Source organism: Synechococcus sp. Minos11, assembly GCF_014279855.1.
Lineage (GTDB): Bacteria > Cyanobacteriota > Cyanobacteriia > PCC-6307 > Cyanobiaceae > RCC307.
Genome location: NZ_CP047953.1, coordinates 106,224 through 122,832, shown reverse-complemented (window position 1 = coordinate 122,832; position 16,609 = coordinate 106,224). Strand labels below are relative to the sequence as shown.

15 protein-coding genes are annotated in these 16,609 nt (G+C 57.1%); 6 read left to right on the top strand and 9 right to left on the bottom strand.

The annotated features are described in order from the left end of the window. Window positions 1-38: 38 nt before the first annotated feature. Complete coding sequence (gene smpB / locus SynMINOS11_RS00620) at window positions 39-539, top strand: SsrA-binding protein SmpB (protein ID WP_186549126.1); 501 nt, start codon at window positions 39-41, stop codon at window positions 537-539. On the opposite strand, the gene SynMINOS11_RS00615 is transcribed toward smpB, so the two are convergent. Together SynMINOS11_RS00615 and SynMINOS11_RS00610 are read right to left on the bottom strand one after the other, a co-directional pair. Further along, window positions 536-2,503, bottom strand: a complete 1,968-nt coding sequence (locus SynMINOS11_RS00615; RefSeq protein WP_255445428.1) for a serine/threonine protein kinase — start codon at window positions 2,501-2,503, stop codon at window positions 536-538. The genes smpB and SynMINOS11_RS00615 overlap by 4 nt on opposite strands. Window positions 2,504-2,520: 17 nt before the next feature. Further along, window positions 2,521-3,522, bottom strand: a complete 1,002-nt coding sequence (locus SynMINOS11_RS00610) for a cysteine synthase A (RefSeq protein WP_186549122.1) — start codon at window positions 3,520-3,522, stop codon at window positions 2,521-2,523. Window positions 3,523-3,577: 55 nt separating this feature from the next. On the opposite strand from SynMINOS11_RS00610, the gene egtB reads away from it, so the two are divergent. From egtB to SynMINOS11_RS00590, 4 genes are read left to right on the top strand one after another with little or no spacing between them, the layout of a single operon-like run. After that, entirely contained in the window at window positions 3,578-4,765 is a 1,188-nt protein-coding gene (gene egtB, locus SynMINOS11_RS00605) for an ergothioneine biosynthesis protein EgtB (RefSeq protein WP_186549120.1), read from the top strand. Further along, on the top strand, window positions 4,765-5,763 hold the full coding sequence (egtD, locus tag SynMINOS11_RS00600; RefSeq protein ID WP_186549118.1) for an L-histidine N(alpha)-methyltransferase: 999 nt from the start codon (window positions 4,765-4,767) through the stop codon (window positions 5,761-5,763). Before egtB ends, egtD begins: the two co-directional genes overlap by 1 nt. A 3-nt stretch (window positions 5,764-5,766) precedes the next feature. Next, complete coding sequence (locus SynMINOS11_RS00595; protein WP_186549117.1) at window positions 5,767-6,003, top strand: hercynine metabolism small protein; 237 nt, start codon at window positions 5,767-5,769, stop codon at window positions 6,001-6,003. Between the two features lie 3 nt (window positions 6,004-6,006). After that, a complete protein-coding gene (locus tag SynMINOS11_RS00590; RefSeq protein ID WP_186549115.1) occupies window positions 6,007-6,489 on the top strand; it encodes a hercynine metabolism protein in 483 nt (160 codons plus the stop codon). 278 nt (window positions 6,490-6,767) lie between these two features. Here SynMINOS11_RS00590 and SynMINOS11_RS00585 read toward each other — a convergent pair whose 3' ends face one another. Beyond that, window positions 6,768-10,391: a S8 family serine peptidase gene (locus SynMINOS11_RS00585; protein ID WP_186549113.1), complete on the bottom strand. Its 3,624-nt coding sequence runs from the start codon at window positions 10,389-10,391 to the stop codon at window positions 6,768-6,770. A 244-nt stretch (window positions 10,392-10,635) separates the two neighbouring features. Here SynMINOS11_RS00585 and SynMINOS11_RS00580 point away from each other — a divergent pair, with 244 nt between their 5' ends. Then, complete coding sequence (locus SynMINOS11_RS00580; RefSeq protein WP_186549111.1) at window positions 10,636-11,433, top strand: YdcF family protein; 798 nt, start codon at window positions 10,636-10,638, stop codon at window positions 11,431-11,433. Here SynMINOS11_RS00580 and SynMINOS11_RS00575 read toward each other — a convergent pair. The 6 genes from SynMINOS11_RS00575 to mreC form a co-directional block, all read right to left on the bottom strand. After that, window positions 11,430-11,693, bottom strand: coding sequence for a hypothetical protein (locus tag SynMINOS11_RS00575; protein WP_011934533.1), 264 nt, complete (start codon window positions 11,691-11,693; stop codon window positions 11,430-11,432). The genes SynMINOS11_RS00580 and SynMINOS11_RS00575 overlap by 4 nt on opposite strands. Window positions 11,694-11,705: 12 nt before the next feature. Beyond that, window positions 11,706-13,214, bottom strand: coding sequence for a lysine--tRNA ligase (gene lysS, locus SynMINOS11_RS00570; RefSeq protein ID WP_186549109.1), 1,509 nt, complete (start codon window positions 13,212-13,214; stop codon window positions 11,706-11,708). A 2-nt stretch (window positions 13,215-13,216) separates the two neighbouring features. Further along, window positions 13,217-13,987 (bottom strand): response regulator transcription factor RpaB, encoded by a 771-nt coding sequence (gene rpaB / locus SynMINOS11_RS00565; protein ID WP_186549107.1) that lies wholly within the window; start codon window positions 13,985-13,987, stop codon window positions 13,217-13,219. A gap of 114 nt (window positions 13,988-14,101) precedes the next feature. Beyond that, window positions 14,102-15,376 (bottom strand): ABC transporter substrate-binding protein, encoded by a 1,275-nt coding sequence (locus tag SynMINOS11_RS00560; RefSeq protein ID WP_186549105.1) that lies wholly within the window; start codon window positions 15,374-15,376, stop codon window positions 14,102-14,104. Then, entirely contained in the window at window positions 15,366-15,872 is a 507-nt protein-coding gene (locus tag SynMINOS11_RS00555; protein ID WP_050815424.1) for a hypothetical protein, read from the bottom strand. Before SynMINOS11_RS00555 ends, SynMINOS11_RS00560 begins: the two co-directional genes overlap by 11 nt. Next, entirely contained in the window at window positions 15,872-16,609 is a 738-nt protein-coding gene (mreC, locus tag SynMINOS11_RS00550; RefSeq protein WP_186549104.1) for a rod shape-determining protein MreC, read from the bottom strand. Before mreC ends, SynMINOS11_RS00555 begins: the two co-directional genes overlap by 1 nt.

Here is a 16,609-nt window from a genome sequence, read left to right as displayed (position 1 = left end):
CAATCCATGCGTCAGCATGAAATGAAAAGGGCGAGGGCGTGGCCGGCAAGGGCAAAGGAGCAAGAGCGGCAGCCAAAAAGCGCCTTGAAGCGCAGAAGCTGCTGGCGGACAACCGCCAGGCCCGTCATCAGTACGAAATCCTCGACACCCTGGAAACCGGCATTGAACTGCTGGGAACGGAGGTAAAGGCCATCCGCGCCGGCAAGGCCAACCTGCGCGACGGCTTCTGCCTGATCCGCCAGGGGCAGCTGCAACTGCACAACGTGCACATTGCCGGCCATGAGCAGGCCAGCCGCTATTTCAACCATGAGCCGCTGCGGGTGCGCAGGCTGCTGGCCCATCGCCGCGAGATCGACAAACTCAGGGGGCAGCTCGACACCAAAGGGCTCACCTTGATCCCTTTGAACATTCACCTAAAAGGCAGCTGGATCAAGCTCACCATTGGCCTGGGCAAAGGGCGAAAGCTCCATGACAAACGCCAGGAAGAACGCCGCAAGCAAGACCAGAAGGATCTGCGCTCCGCCCTCAAACGCCTCTAATTCCCAAAGGGATCAACCGTGGGCTGCTTGATCTCATCAAGCACCGAATCCTGCTCGGGAGTTTGGGGCTGAGGCTGGTTGGGCGGCTGAGCTAAAGGTTGCTGCTGGCGAGGCCGTTGGGGCTCGCGCGCAGGCTTCGGCAAGGGCGGATCCACCCGCACCGAGAGGCTGATCAAGCCAGGGGCAAGGCCATCGTTGCGAATCAATAATTGCACCGGGGAGTTCTCCACCCGGGCCACGCTGAGCACCCGCAATGGGCCCCGCGGCTCCAGCACCTTGCCATTGGCGGCAAAGAGGCTCATCTGCATCAATGGCGTGCCATTGACCCCCAGCACCAAGCGGTGGTTTTTGGGCAGGGTGATGGCGATCAACTTCGCCCCTTGCCCATCAACGGAGGTGCTCAGTGAACTCGGCACGTTCAAGACAGGCTTGAGCTGCTCCACCTTGAGGCCTTCCAAGCTGCGCAGAGCAGCGGCATACCAGATCTGCCGCACAGGCTCAGCAGGAATCGTCTCTGGATTGCGGCCCGGCAGCAGGTTCTGAGCGCTGCTGCTGACCAACTGCCTCAGCACCAATGGACTCAGTCCCTCTTTGGTGAGGGATTTCTCACGTTCCTTCCAATCAGCTGCTGTGTAACTGCCCAGGCGTTGGCGCAGGGGAACAGGAAGCTGCTCAACGCGCACGAGCCACTCCTGAGCCAAGTCATTCCAAATTTTGCGCAACGGCGCATCCTCCAAGGAGTCGGTGGGTGCTCGCCCACCCCGCTCCGGGAACTGAGCCGCGAGGCTGCTATCCACCAACTTGAGAAACCAGGTCTGATCGACCTGCAACGCCTTGAGGCGGTTGAGCAATTGCTGGCGTTGATCCAACTCGGCTGGCGGCAAGCTGAGTTCTGGTGCAAGCGCTGTAGCCGGGCGGTTGCTCTGGCGGTTACGGCCCAGCAGCAGCCAACCCAAAGCTGAGCCCACCAACGCTGCCAAGAGCAGGGCAATCACCACAGGCCAAAAACGACCTTCCGCGGCTTGTTCTTTGGCGCGCCGGCGCTCATCGCGGGTTGGACGCGTGGAGGAAGGGGCAGGAGATGCCTCTACTGGCTGCTCTGGCTTGAGCTGCGGCAGCAACACAGCTGTGCGATCCGAGCGGCTCACCGGCCCGGTGCTCTCAGGAACCGGCAGAGCGGTTAACGCCTCAGCCACCTCAGCCGCTGAGTGGAAACGCTGATCAGGGCTTGTTGCCAGCAGCCGCTCCAGCACCTGGCGAAACGCAGCATCCAGATCAATCCCTTCCGGCCAGCGCCAGGCCAGCGACACGGGATCCATTAAGGCTGCTGGCTCTTCACCACTAAGCAGCACGAGGGCCACAACACCGAGGCTGTAGAGGTCCATCCACAGCCCATAGGGCTCGTGCCTGGCCTGGGGTGGGGCATAGCCCGCTGTGGCAGCAGTCAGAGGTTGGCCAACGACGGCGGCTTGCAGGCCGAAATCAATCAGCACCGGCAGTCCATCGCTATCGCGGCGGACCAAATTGGCGAGGGTCAGATCGCCATGCACCAGGTTCTGCCCATGCAGAGCAGCTAAGGCAGGCAGCAACTGCCGCAGCAGCAGCAGCACCTCCCCAGAGCCAAAGACAAGCTGCCGCTCTTGGCGGGCCTGCAGCAGGTCTTGATAGGTGCGCCCATTAATCCATTCGCGCACCTGCCAGCAACCACCCTCGGCAGGCAACTGCTCCCCTAAGCGGGGAATTTGGGGATGCAGCACGGCCTTGAGCCGCTCCAAGCGCTGCTGCAAGGCCGCTAACTCTTCATCCGTGAGCCCCCACCAGGCGCGAATGGCCACGGACAACTCACCCACCAACGTGTCGGCGCCGCGCCAGAGGCGCGTGCCCTCAGCCTCGCTGAGAACCTCATCGAGGCGATAACGGCGCTCGAGCAAGGCTCCACTGGCGGCCTCAGCAGGGGTCGGCACGGCCACTCTTCTGGCTCTTAAGCGACGCTACCGAGTTGCTGCCGCTCTGGCTGGCGCAGCCCCCGGCTTTGCAACCACTCCTTATTCCAAATGCGGGAGCGATAGCGATCACCGCCATCACACAACACCGTGACGATGCGATGTCCAGGGCCTAAGCGCCTGGCCAACTCAACAGCCGCGGCCACATTGATCCCAACCGATCCACCCAGGAACAGACCTTCATGCCAAAGGAGGTCGTAAAGCACGTCAATGGCGGTCTGATCATCGATGCGGATCGCCTCATCGACGGGAGCCCCCTCCAAATTGGCGGTGATGCGGCTGTTGCCAATGCCCTCGGTCACCGAGGACCCTTCACTGGCCAATTCCCCGGTGCTGGCCCAGCTGTGCAGGGCGCTGCCATGGGGATCGGCCAACACGCAGCGGACGGCACCGGATTGCTGCTTGAGATAAAGCGCCACACCCGCGTAGGTGCCGCCAGTGCCTGTTGCAGCCACCCAGCCATCCAGCCGGGCTTCGCATTGCTGCCAGATTTCCGGACCGGTGGTGTCGGCATGGGCCTGACGGTTGGCGCGGTTATCAAATTGATTGGCCCAAACCGCACCCGGAATCTCCTCAGCGATCCGGCCTGAGAGTTTCACGTAATTGTTGGGATCCCGGTACGGCACGGCAGGCACCGTGCGCACTTCAGCCCCAAGGCTGCGCAGCAGCTCGATCTTTTCGGCCGACTGCGTTTCTGGGATCACGATCACGCAGCGGTAGCCGCGGGCATTGCAGAGGTGCGCCAGGCCGATGCCGGTGTTACCGGCCGTGCCCTCGACAACGGTGCCGCCTGCTTTGAGCTCACCACTAGCTTCGGCAGCCAAAAGAATTCCCAGTGCAGCACGGTCTTTGACCGAACCGCCGGGGTTCATGAACTCAGCCTTGCCGAGGATTTCACAGCCGGTGCGCTCGCTGAGATGCTCCAGGCGAATCAGCGGGGTGTTGCCCACCGCTCCAACGAATCCGCGCGTGATCCCCATCCTGCTGTCGACTGCGTTTGCGCAGGCTAGGGTCCCGCCACCGGGCGCCCTGCGGATGATCCGACACTCCCCAGCGCCGGTGCTCGAGCGCTTGAGCGCGATCCGCGACCGCAGCATTGATCTGGTGGCACCGCTGGAGCCAGAAGATCTGATGCTCCAGGGCATGGCCGATGCCAGCCCCCCCAAGTGGCACCTGGCCCACACCACCTGGTTTTTTGACACCTTCCTCCTGCAGCCCAACCGGCCCAACTGGCAGCCGCTGCCAGAGGGCTGGGGTGTGTTGTTCAACTCCTATTACGAAGCGGCAGGTCCTCGCCATCCCAGGCCCCAGCGGGGCCTGCTCAGCCGGCCCACCATCGCTGAGGTGTTGCAATGGCGTGAGCGGGTGGATCAGGAGCTGCAAAGCTGGCTGCTGGAAGGCATGAATCATGAGCAAGCTCAACTACTGGAGTTGGGCTTGCAGCACGAACAGCAGCACCAAGAGCTGTTGTTGATGGATCTTCTCGATGGCTTCAGCCGCAATCCACTGGCTCCCAGCTACGCCCCTGATGCCCCAGCACCCCCGGCTCAGGGGCGCAGCGGCCATTGGTTGGAGTTAGAGAGTGGTCTGATCAGCATTGGTGTTGAACCGGGCGATTCCGTATTCCATTTCGACAACGAAACGCCTCGGCAAACCGTTTGGCTGGATGCCTGTGCGCTGGCTGATCGCTTGGTCACCAATGCGGAGTTTGAAGCCTTCATGGCTGCTGGTGGCTACCAAAAACCACATCTGTGGATGTCTGAGGGCTGGAGCTTGGTGCAAGAGAACGGCTGGGCAGCTCCCCGCTACTGGCGCGCTGATGGGATGGAATTCAGCCTGCGCGGATTGCAATCGCGGGAAGCCGAAGCCCCAGTGCGGCATCTGAGTTGGTTTGAAGCGGATGCCTATGCCCGCTGGGCTGGTGCGCGGCTCCCGACCGAAGCGGAATGGGAGCAAGCCGCGAGGCAATATCCCGCCGCCGCGGCGGATTGGTTTGACAGCCTCTGGCAGTGGACTGCGAGCCCTTACACCCCCTATCGCGGTTTCAAGCCGGCGGCGGGGGCTGTTGGTGAATACAACGGCAAATTCATGAGCAGTCAAATGGTGCTGCGCGGCAGCTCTTTTCTGACGCCAGCTGGCCACGGGCGGCTCAGCTACCGCAACTTCTTTGGGCCCCAGTGCCGCTGGCAGGCCGCTGGAATCCGCCTGGCGGTGGACCGCTGATGAGCCCCCACGCCACCGCTCAACACTTTGAGCTCCTTGATCTGCATCCAGCCCCCACTGATGTGAGCAAAGCGGTCATCGACGGGCTCAAACGCACCCCCAAGCAACTGCCGGCCTGGCTGCTTTACGACCGCCAAGGCTCAGCCCTTTTTGATGCCATTTGCCAGCAACCGGAATACACCCTTACCCGACTTGAGAAAGAGCTAATAGGCTCGCAAGCTCAAGCGATCGCGGAGGCACTACCGGCTGAAGCCCTCGTCGTGGAATTTGGCGCCGGCAGTGCTGAAAAGGTGTCGCCATTGCTCGGTGCAATGGACAAGCCCAGCTATCTGGCCATCGACATCAGTGCTGAGCACCTGCAGGAAGCTGGCACTCGCTTGCAAGAGCGTCACCCGAGCATTCCCATGCTGGGGATCTGCGCCGACTACAGCCAACCGTTGGAACTGCCGTTGCCCAAGGCATGGCAAAGCAAGCCGATGGTGGGATTTTTTCCCGGTAGCTCGTTAGGCAACTTTGAACCCGATGCAGCGATCAACTTCCTGCAGAGAATTCGCCAACTGCTGGGAGAGAACGCTCAACTGTTGATCGGCATTGATCAACCCAGGGAGCCATCACTGCTGGAAGCGGCCTACGACGACAACGCAGGAGTCTCAGCCGCTTTCGCCAAAAATCTTCTGCTCAGGCTGCAACGCGATTTGGCAATCGAACTGGACCCTGAGCCCTTCACATACCAAGCCGCTTGGGAGCCAAAACACCAGCGCATTGCCATGACACTGGTGGCCAACAGCCCGCAAACCTGGACCATCGGCGCTTCACGCATTCCGTTTGCCGCTGGTGAAGCGCTCATCACCGAATACAGCTACAAGTACGCGCCGTCTGATTTTCTGGCTCTTGCTGCGCAAGCGGGATGGCAAGGTTCCCAGCGCTGGAGTGACGCTGACGATCACTTCAGCCTGCACCTGCTCACTCAGGGCGATGATGCCCGCATGAACGCCTAAGCCATGGGACGCGAAGAACAACGGGCCGCCGTTCGCCGCATGCGCGAATCCTTGATCGAAGAACTTGAAGGCGTCTACCGGCGGGCTTTTGATGCCATTGGCAGCAACGACATGGGGGAAGGGGCTGTGGCCAGGCTGACCCAATTGCTGCTGCGCTCCCGCGAAGGAGCCATTGCCCCACTACAAGAGGAGATCGAAGCGCCCCTCATCACCAAGGCCCCGGAACCTCCGCAAAGCTGAGTCATGGAGAGCAGCTGGTGGCAACGGCTAGAGCAAGAACTTGAGCTGCAATTTGATCGCTTCCTAAGCGACCACCCCAATCAAAAAGAGCTGCTAGATCAGGAGCATTGGAATGAGCAGCAACGGCGCAAACACCACCGCCTGCTCAGCATCGATCAAGAAGCCCAAGACCTTCGCCAACGCCTACTGAAGCTTTCCAAAGACATCAGTGCTTGGAGCGAGCGGGTCAAGCGAGCACGCATGGCCGGCGCGGATGATCTGGCCGGCCGCGCCGAAACCCATCTCAGCCATTTGATGGGACAAGGGCGGGCCCAGTGGCAGGCCCTGGCCTCACTGGGGGAGGAAGCGAAACAACTGAAGCAAGACCTTGCCGCAGCCAAACAACCACCGAAATCAAGAACAGGCACTGCTGCCGACCTGGAGGACGCCTGGAGACGTTTTGAAGCCGAGCAGGAGCTCGATGAATTGCGTCGACGCAAAGGGTGATGGGATTCCATCAACAAACCGAACTGGTTGAAATAAAATAATTAAATAGCAGAATAAAAAGTTTAATATATATTTATTTACAATTTACCTAAAAAACAATCAAAGCACCAATTTGTTATTGCTGCAAGAAGAAGATATAGCTGGGTAAGCGCTTACACGTCAAATACTACACTAAGCTAACGCCAGTAATATAGGTAGATTTGGTATAAAATAATTAATTTAGCTTAACTATAAATGATTAATTCAGTGTATGCGTTTATTTGAAAGTATGTAAAAAATCAAAACTGTTGGCCAAAATTTCTTTCTATTTCATTGAAGCTTTTTGAACCAACTAGAGCCTCTCCAGGCGAATGTGTATATCTCCACTGACTATCATGACCCCCAAGCCAAAGATCTCCTGAGCCGTTCTGCCATACTGTTGTGTTAACGCCTGATATTACGTCAGCTGCAACGATTTCCCATCCAGGCCATGTTTTGTCACCAAATTTTGATCCTAAATAAGTAATAGACTGGACGTCTTGGCCATCAATCTTCGCATAACCATAACCTTCACTATCTTTAAAAAGTTCAGTGCTGCCATACGACTCGATCGTATTTAACGACATACCAATTAAGTTATCGCCATTAAAGTCTTGATTAAAATTCTTCTCTATTTCACTGAAGCTTGTTGAACCATCTCGAGCCTCTGCAGGTGAATGTGTATATCTCCACTGACTATCATGACCCCCAAGCCAAAGATCTCCTGAGCCGTTCTGCCATACTGTTGTATTAACACCTGATATTACGTCAGCTGCAACAATTTCCCATCCAGGCCATGTTTTGTCACCAAATTTTGATCCTAAATAAGTAATAGACTGGAAGTCTTGACCATCAATTTTCGCATAACCATAACCTTCGCTATCTTTAAAAAGTTCAGTGCTGCCATACGACTCGATCGTATTTAATGACATGCCAATAAAGTTATCGCCATTAAAGTCTTGATTAAAATTCTTCTCTATTTCACTGAAGCTTGTTGAACCATCTCGAGCCTCTCCAGGCGAATGTGTATATCTCCAATGACTATCATGACCCCCAAGCCAGAGATCTCCTGAGCCATTCTGCCATACTGTTGTGTTAACACCTGATATTACGTCAGCTGCAACAATTTCCCATCCTGGCCATGTTTTGTCACCAAATTGTTCACCCATATATGTCACAATTGATACCGGGTCTGAATCAATTTTAGCGTAGGCATAACCACCATATGATTTGAAAAGCGAAGTACTCCCTGTTTGTTCAGCAAGGGAATATACAACGGCTTCATTGACAGGACTAAAGGAATCAAGTCCATCGATTAACTTATCTGAGAGATATCCACTTTCAGAGCCAAGACCAAAATATCCGGGCTGAACAGAGTATGGATTTATATCCAAAGACACCTCAGAATCAAAATAGCTATTTACCACAACTCCTTGACTAGTTTTGCCGATTTCATGAGAAGCAAAATCTAACAAATAATAACCAAGAGGATCAAAGCTCAGTTTCACATCAGACAACTTAAAAGAATTATCAATATAGTAGAGGTATAATTTAGTGCCTGCGCTAAAACCTGAAATTGCAAATTTATTGTCTATGTGACCACTAACCCTGTATGTGTCGCCGTTTTCATAAAAATATTGACCAGATATTGACCAATAAGAATCTTGGTAGTCGGCTTCATAATAGCTATTAAAGAAGTCAAAATCAGCACTCTTGTGAGAAGTCAGAAATCCAGACTCAGAACCTAATCCTTTAGTGCCAAAAGTAGACGAAGAAGGCGTGCAAAGAATTCCAACTTCTGAATCAAAATAATCGCCGATTAAAATGGAATCTGCTTTATTGCCATAGATATTTGCTGCATCAGTGATAAGATAATATCCTGCCTGGCCAAGCTCATTGAAAGTTTTATCGAATGAATCATTGGCTGAATCACCTGCTCTGACAATTTGATTTACCTCATAATTTCCACCGCCAAAGCGACTACTGATGGCACCTGAAAAGGTGTAGTAGTCTCCATTCCCATAAAAATATTTACCCTTTACTACTGAAAACCTTAGTTTACTGCTGTCATAAATCGTGAGATTATCAATCGCCCACTCGTCCCAACTACCACCCGAACTACTCAACTGTCTCCAACGGAACTGGGTGGAATCAGTGGCTACTGATGCTGAAAGCTCAGCAACATATGTTCCCCATACCTGAGAAGTGGAGGTAATGGAATAGCTTTTCAGCTCATTCCAACTACGTCCATCAGTAGAATACTCAAGAACAACTTCTTCTCCAGGATCAACCTCTTCACCACCATTAAAATCATCTCCGTAAATAAGATCAAAACTAACCGTCGCCCCCTGATCTAAGTCAATGGCTTTCGTGGTCGCCGATCGAGTTCCATCACCTGAAAAGAAAAGCGATTCACTACGGCCCGTAAAATTGCTATTGACTGAGCCAAGACTGATCGACTTCCAGAAGTCAGACGTCTCTCCATCAGCAAAGTCATCCTTCAGACCAGATGCTGGAACCTCTATGGGTGGAGATGGCGTCTGACTGTCAGCGACTAATGCAAAAGGATCGGGATTACCAGCCCAATTAGCTACGACATCATCACCTGCGACCACACCGCCCATTAACAGAGCACCCGCTACATGGGGCGCTGCCATGGAAGTGCCACTCAAATAAGCAAGACCACCTCCTTGGTAGTAGGAAAGAATGCTGACACCAGGTGCAGCAACATCAACATCATCCCCACCACTCGGATCATCCCAGTTGGACCAAGACGACATTCGGTATTGATTATCAACTGCCGAAACGGTGTAGACATTGGAGTGATCACCAGCAGCAGCTGGCGAGTAGTAATCAGCATCGTCGCCGCTATTACCAGCTGCAATCGCAAATTGAATGCCTTGGGAGGCAGCATTCTTCACAGCAGCATCTAAACCTGAGCTAAATCCACCACCCAAGCTCATGTTAATGACAGCCTTGGATTTATCTAAGCCATTGGTATTAATGACACCAACAGCATGATTAATAGCACTAATGATGGTGCTGTAGCTCGCTCCACCACCCGAGCTATTAAAAACCTTGAGCGAAATCACTTCAGCCCCAGGCGCAACACCAACAACACCCACTCCATTGGCTAAGGCAGCAATGGTTCCAGCCACATGGGTTCCATGACCATTGCCATCAGTGAAAGCTGACTCACCACTAATCCAACTCTTTGACCAAGCTTTGTTAACAAGAAGATCACCGGTTGTATCCAGCACCCCTGAATCAATCACAAAGGCATACGTGCCAGTGCCAACATTGCCTTGCTTGGAAACATCTTGCCCATCCCAAACCGCTTGAACGCCATAGGGAAGGACTTCACCAGTGCTAGCGATGCCGTTGTTATAAACAGGCAGGGCAGCCAGTTCAGCCTGATCTTGAAGCTCGAAGGTGTTATCTAAAGAGGAGAAAACCTCTCCAGTAATCACGTCATCCAGACGCACTTCAGATCCATCCGGATCAACTACAGGAACAAAGTCGCGGGTGCTCGTCTGGTTAATAGGGCGAGCACTGACCGGCGGTGTGAGTGGAAGAGGCTGATCCAGCTCCACGCTCTGGACCGTGGGCACTCGCCGCAGCTGATCGGCCTCTTGGCCCGTGAGCTCAACTGAAAAACCATTGAGCTCTCGAAAAACTTGAGTGGGCTTGGCCTCTACCTTTGCCTGTTTGAGCGCTTGTGATGCCTTCGCTGGCACCTCATCTGGCTCACTGTCACCCTCCAAGAAGGCGTAGTGGGGTTCCCAGCTGCGACCACTCTCTTGAGCGATGGCCTGACGCAGCACACCAGGGCCTTCGGCTTTCGCCTTGCCTCCTAGTAGCAGCTCATCAAGAAAGGTGGCCATGGGGTTGATAGGACCAACAGAGAAGAGAACTCGTCTGTTGTTCCTTGACTCTGATTGAGAGAGGGTGTTTTTGAACCCAGTATCTCCTCACGAGAACGTGAAAAGACGATGAGAGCAAGCCAAAGGCATGTCCAATCGTGAACAACCAAGGCGTGGCCATGGGTTAAAGGGAAGCCTGCTTTGCAGACACAATTTCTTCTAGCAAGAAAATGCCTGCACTCCTAGAGAGGCACCAGCAAATCCAATGGGCTTCTGGCTAACCAAGCTGCTCCCCCAGCTGATCTACCCACTTGGGTTGGGGCTGCTGCTGCAACTGATCGCCATCGGCGGCCGCAAAAAGCGTTGGGCCTTGCCGCTCTCGATGACGGGATGGCTGGTAATCGCCGTGCCAGCGATGCCAGTAGTGAGTGATGCCCTGCTGAGGCAACTGGAAGATCAAGCGGCAGCACTCACCCCCAAATCCATCCCCCAAGCTGATGCGGTGCTGGTGCTGGGTGGGGGCGTCCGTCCAGCACCAGCTAAGGGCCTGGGTGTGGAGGTCAATGAGGCTGGCGATCGGCTGCTCTGCGGCGTGAGGCTCTGGAGGCAGGGCAAAGCACCGGTGCTGATCACCAGTGGCGCCAGGGTGAGCTTCAAGCCCAATGACCCGATTGCCCCAGAGGCGGTGCTGAGTCAGCAGCTGGCCCAAGAGCTGGGGGTTCCAGCGTCTGCTGTGCTGCTCAATGACACAGCGCGAACCACCGCAGAAGAAGCGCAACGCATCAACCAGCTCGCTGCAGAGCAAGGCTGGAAGCAGCTGATTTTGGTGACCAGTGCTTTCCACATGCCCCGCGCCTTGGCCAGCTTCCGCCGCCAAAGCAATCTCGAGATCATCCCGTTGGCCTGCGATTACCGGCTGGATCCACAACACCAAAACCAGGCCTTCAGCTGGGGTGAGCTGCTGATCGATCTGGTGCCCAGCAGCGGCGCTTTAAACCAAACAACCCAGGTGCTCAACGAGCACCTGGGTCTGCTGGTCTACAAATTGCGGGATCAGGCTTAAGCCTTGGGGGCCGGGGGAACCAAGTTCACGCCTTCGGGGGGCGGAGTGGGGTCGGGATCAGCAATCAGCATGTGCTGCAGCACGATCTCAGGACGTTCGCTATCGCGCCAACGGATCCGATACGCCGGCATCTTGGTGCCGCGGCTGGTGGTTTGCTCCACGGCCTCCATCACCCAACCCCGGCGTGACCGGCCCTGGGGATTGCGCTTCACCACAGCATCGGCGTGGGTGAAACGAAAACCGACGCGCTCTCCACTCATGCCAGAGGAAATCTACTCAGTTGAACCATTATCCACTGCGGCGGACCCGTCTCGGCTTTCCGGCCGCAGCAGCGGAAACGCGATCACATCACGGATCGACGGGCTGTCGGTGAGCAGCATCACCAGCCGATCAATGCCAATGCCCAAACCACCGGTGGGAGGCATGCCCACCTCAAGCGCATTCAAAAAGTCCTCATCAACGCGCTGCGCCTCCAAATCACCCGCTGCGCGCCGCTCTTGCTGCGCCTCCAGTCGTTGACGCTGATCCACAGGATCAGTCAGCTCACTAAAAGCATTGCCGTGCTCACGGCCGACAATGAACAGCTCAAAACGCTCCACCAACCCTGGCTTGCTGCGGTGGGGGCGCGCCAACGGTGATATCTCAACGGGATAGTCAGTGACGAAGGTGGGCTGAATCAGGGTTTCTTCAACGGCCTGCTCAAAGGCCTCATTCAGCAAACGGCCCACCGAATCCGCCAAGGCCTGGGTCTGCAGACCCTTGGCTTCCATCGCTGCGGCGGCATCTTCGCGGCTACTGAAGCCCGTGAAATCAAGCCCAGTCGCTTCTTTCACCAGCTCATGCATGGTGGCCCGGCGCCAACCGGGGGCCAAATTGATCTCGGTGCCTTGGTAGTTGATCAGGGTGCTGCCGCAGACCTGCTGGGTCACCGAGCTGATCAGCTCCTCGGTGAGATCCATCATGTCGTTGTAATCAGCGAAGGCTTGATAGATCTCCACTGAGGTGAATTCAGGGTTGTGGCGCGTGCTGACGCCCTCATTTCTGAAAATCCGGCCCAGCTCATAGACGCGCTCAAAACCACCCACCACCAAGCGCTTGAGGTGGAGCTCGGTCGCAATGCGCAGCGTTAAAGGCAGATCGAGCGCGTTGTGGTGCGTTTCAAATGGCCGGGCATCGGCGCCTCCGGGCTCGCTTTGCAGCACAGGGGTTTCGATCTCCAGGAAATCGCGCTCATCCAGCCAGCGGCGGATGCCGCTCACCAGCTGCGCGCGGCGGCGAAAGGTGTCGCGGGTATCAGGAGAAACGATCAGATCGAGGTAGCGCTGGCGGTAGCGCTTCTCGACATCAGCCAGGCCATGCCATTTGTCCGGTAGCGGCTGCAGGCTTTTGCTGAGCATCTGCCATTCGGCTGCCTTCACCGACAATTCACCGCGATCGGTGCGGCGCAAGGTGCCCTTGACTCCGATCCAGTCGCCGGCATCCACCAGGCTGGTGATCTGCTTGAACGCATCTCCCAGCGCTGCTTTTTCCAGAAACAGCTGAATGGGGCCGCTCTCATCGGCCAGGGTGAAAAACGCCAACTTGCCCATGACCCGGCGCGTCATCACTCGGCCAGCCACAGCAACTGAGACGTCACGCTCTTCGCCATTGGGCAGATCGGCGTGGGCTTGCTGCAGCTCAGCGGTGCGATGGCTGGGCTCAAAACGCAGGGCGTATGGCACTTGGCCGCACTCAATCAGTGCCTGGGCTTTCTCCAGGCGGGTATCACGCAGCTCGCTCACGCTCAGGCTCCGGCTGCGCTGAGTTCGCCGAGACGCTGAGAGGCATAACCCGTGCCCCGCACCGTGAGGATCAATTCAGGATTCCGGGGGTCCGGCTCAAGCTTGCCCCGCAGGCGAGCCACATACACATCCACGACGCGTAGATCAGCTGTGCGTCTGGGAGGGTAACCCCACAGCTGCTCAAGGATCTCCGCGCGAGGCACCACCCGGCCCGGTTCACGGAACAGAAGCTCCAGCAAACTGAATTCGGTGTAGGTGAGGGCAATCCGTTCGCCACCACGGCTCACTTGGCGGCGATTGGTGTCCACCACCAAATCGCCAAGGCGGAGCACACCCAGGCCAGCCACGGGCTCACGGGGATCTTGGCTCGCTGTGCCGCGGCCAACACGACCCAGAATCCGGCTAATGCGCGCCTCGAGCTCTTTAGGGCTGAAGGGTTTGGAGAGGTAATCGTCAGCGCCGAGATCCAAACCAGCCACCTTTTCGGCAATGGCATCAAGAGAAGAGAGGAAAACGATCGGCACAGCCGATTCAGCGCGAAGCCTGCGGCACACCGCAAAGCCATCGAGCTTCGGCATCATTACGTCGAGCACCACTAAGTCAGGCTGCTCACTGGCAAAGAGCTCGAGCGCTTGCTCGCCGTCTTCAGCGCACACCACCCGATAACCCGAGAGCTGCAGACGCATCGAAAGGACGCGACGCACTGCCGGCTCATCGTCGACCACCAACAACGTTGCGGTCGGCTGATTGGGAGTGGACTCTCCCGATTGCATCAGCGAGCGGAATATTTACAGGACGCAACCCTACAGATGCGCAGACCCTGACCGAGCCGAAAAAAGAGGAGATATGGCTGTAACGGACACAACTCTTCCGATTCTCTTAAGGGATTAAGGCCAGCGGGCGGCCGCATAGGCATTCCACTGCCGCTCGGCCTCCGCGATGGCGGCATCACTGCTCATACGACCCAACATGGCCCTTTGCAGCTGTCCATAAATGATGGCTTGCAAGCGCTTAATGCCTGGATCAGCCGGCACCAGCACCCGCGCCCGGGCCAGGGTCTCAGCGCTCATCAACCGGGCTGCTCCGACCAGGCCATCACGGCCTTGGGCTCCAGCCAACTCCTGCTCGAGCTCCTTCAACGCAGGCTCACTGGATGGCAACACACGCGCTGCCTGGGCAAAGCGCAATTGATTCGCTGGGTTGGTGATGAAGCTGGCCAAATCCACTGCTAGCTGCGGCCGGCGGCTCTGGCGGCTCACCGCCAGATTCATCACAGCAACGTTGGCTGCCCCATCGGCGCCGGTCACCGGCGGATACGGCACCGTGTCAGCCGCCACCTGGGGTGCATTGGTCTGGATCGTGGCCAAGAATTCAGCTCCACTGGCCAATTGCGCCAACTCGCCGCTCTGATAGAGCTCAATCGCGCGCCGGAAGCCTTGGCTCACCACCTCTCTAGGCAGCAGGCCGCGCCGGTAGAGATCGGTCCAAAACGCAAACGCGCGTCGGCCTTCAGGACTGTTAAAGGTCGCTCGGTAGCGCTCATCGACGAGCTGCACACCCATCTGCACCATCGACTCCAGCAGCTCAGCTGAGCCATCAGGCACCACCGTCACAAAGAGGGCATAACGGCCCGTGCGCTTTTTCACAGCCTCGGCATAGGCCGGAACCTCCGCCCAGGTGGCAGGAGGCTGGCTGTAGCCCGCGGCTTTGAGCAGCCTCTGGTTGGCCAGGGTGATGCGAGCCGTGAGATACCAGGGCAGCGCATAGAGCTCACCGTCTTGCTCAGCGGCCTTCAGCACCCTGGGCAGATAGGACGCTTTGACCTCAGGGGTGAGCCGTTGCTGCAACGGCAGCAAACCACCTTTGCTGGCGAGATTGGCTGAAAACAGGGGGTTGAGGTTCACCACATCGGGCGCTGTGCGGGCAAAGACAGCCGCCAGCAACTTGCGCTCCACCGAGCCAAACGGCAGATCTGTCCAGCGCACGTTCACACCAGGGTTCTGCTCTTCCCACTCCGCCAACATCGAGCGGATCAAGGGATCGAATTTGGGCGACAGCTGAATCGTCCAGAACTGCAATTCATTGGGCTTGGGCCCAGGGCTACAGCCCCCCAATAGAGCCGCCAGCAAACCCAGCAACAGCAGCCTTTTTTTAACGGCCATCGTCAGGGGTGAGGCGCCTCCAAAGCAAAACCTGCACAGAGCAAACCACCGGCGCTAATAGGGCCGTGAGCAGCGCCTGCGCCAGGCTCACCTGCCACGCCAAAGCCACCGATCCACCGCGCCAGTGCAGCTGCAGCGCAAAGCTGGCACTCAGCAGCAAGCTTCCAAGCAAGGCCTGCAATCCAAGCGTGGTGCTGCGCTCCAAAGGCCGGCGCGCATCGCGGAACTGGCCCCACCACAGGGCCAACAACACGAGCACGGGGATGGAGCTGATGCCCTGGCCATAGAACGAATCAAAGCCAAGGCCCACCAACACCGCCGCCAGTGCCCCAGCGATCGGGCCTTCCACCACCGCCCACGGCAGCAGCCAAAGCACCGGCCAACTGGGAGGCATGCCATCGAGCCGCAGCCAAGCCGGGGTGGCGATCGTGAGCAGGAGCAACAGCAGGCTGGTGAGGATCAACGCCTGCAGCCGCCACCAGGAGCGATCAGCCATCAGCGCACCCGCACCCAATCGATCTGATCAGCTGGAGCTGAGAGCTGCACCAAGCCCTGAGGAGCTGGTCCGGCTTGGGTGTTGACGCTCTGCACAACGCCAATGATCAAGTTGGCGGGAAATACCGAGCTGGCCCTAGATGTGACCACCACATCACCGGGCTGAACGGTCGCATCGTTATTGAGGAATTTGACGAGCGGCCGGCTGGAGCCTTCACCAAAGAGCAGGCCATGGCCTTTGCCGCCCTGCAGCTCGACGCCCACACGGCTAGAGGGGTCGGTCAGCAACTGCACCCTGGAGGTGCTCGGAGTCACGCTGCTGATGCGGCCCAACACACCGCCAGGGCCGGTGACGACCGCACCGGTTTTGATGCCCTGCACCCGACCAGCACCCAATTCCAGTTGCTGCCACCAGCCTTCAATGCGGCGGCTGATCACAGGAGCGGTGATCCAATCACCGGCTTGATTGCGCAGCGGCTGATCTTGCTCAAGGCGAGCCAAGCGGCCCTCAAGGGTGGCAATGCGCTGCTGATCTTCCAATTGCTGGGACTCTTTGAGCCATTCCGATTGGGCTGAACCAGGCCAAAACGGGCGACTCAGCTGCGCATAGAGATCAGCCAACGGGGCGCCTTTAGAAACGCGCACCACCAGAAAGAAGAGCAGCAGAACCAGCCAAGGCCCTGTGCTCAGCAATAGAGACCGATCCAGCAGACGCGACAGCCGCCGACCCATCGCCAT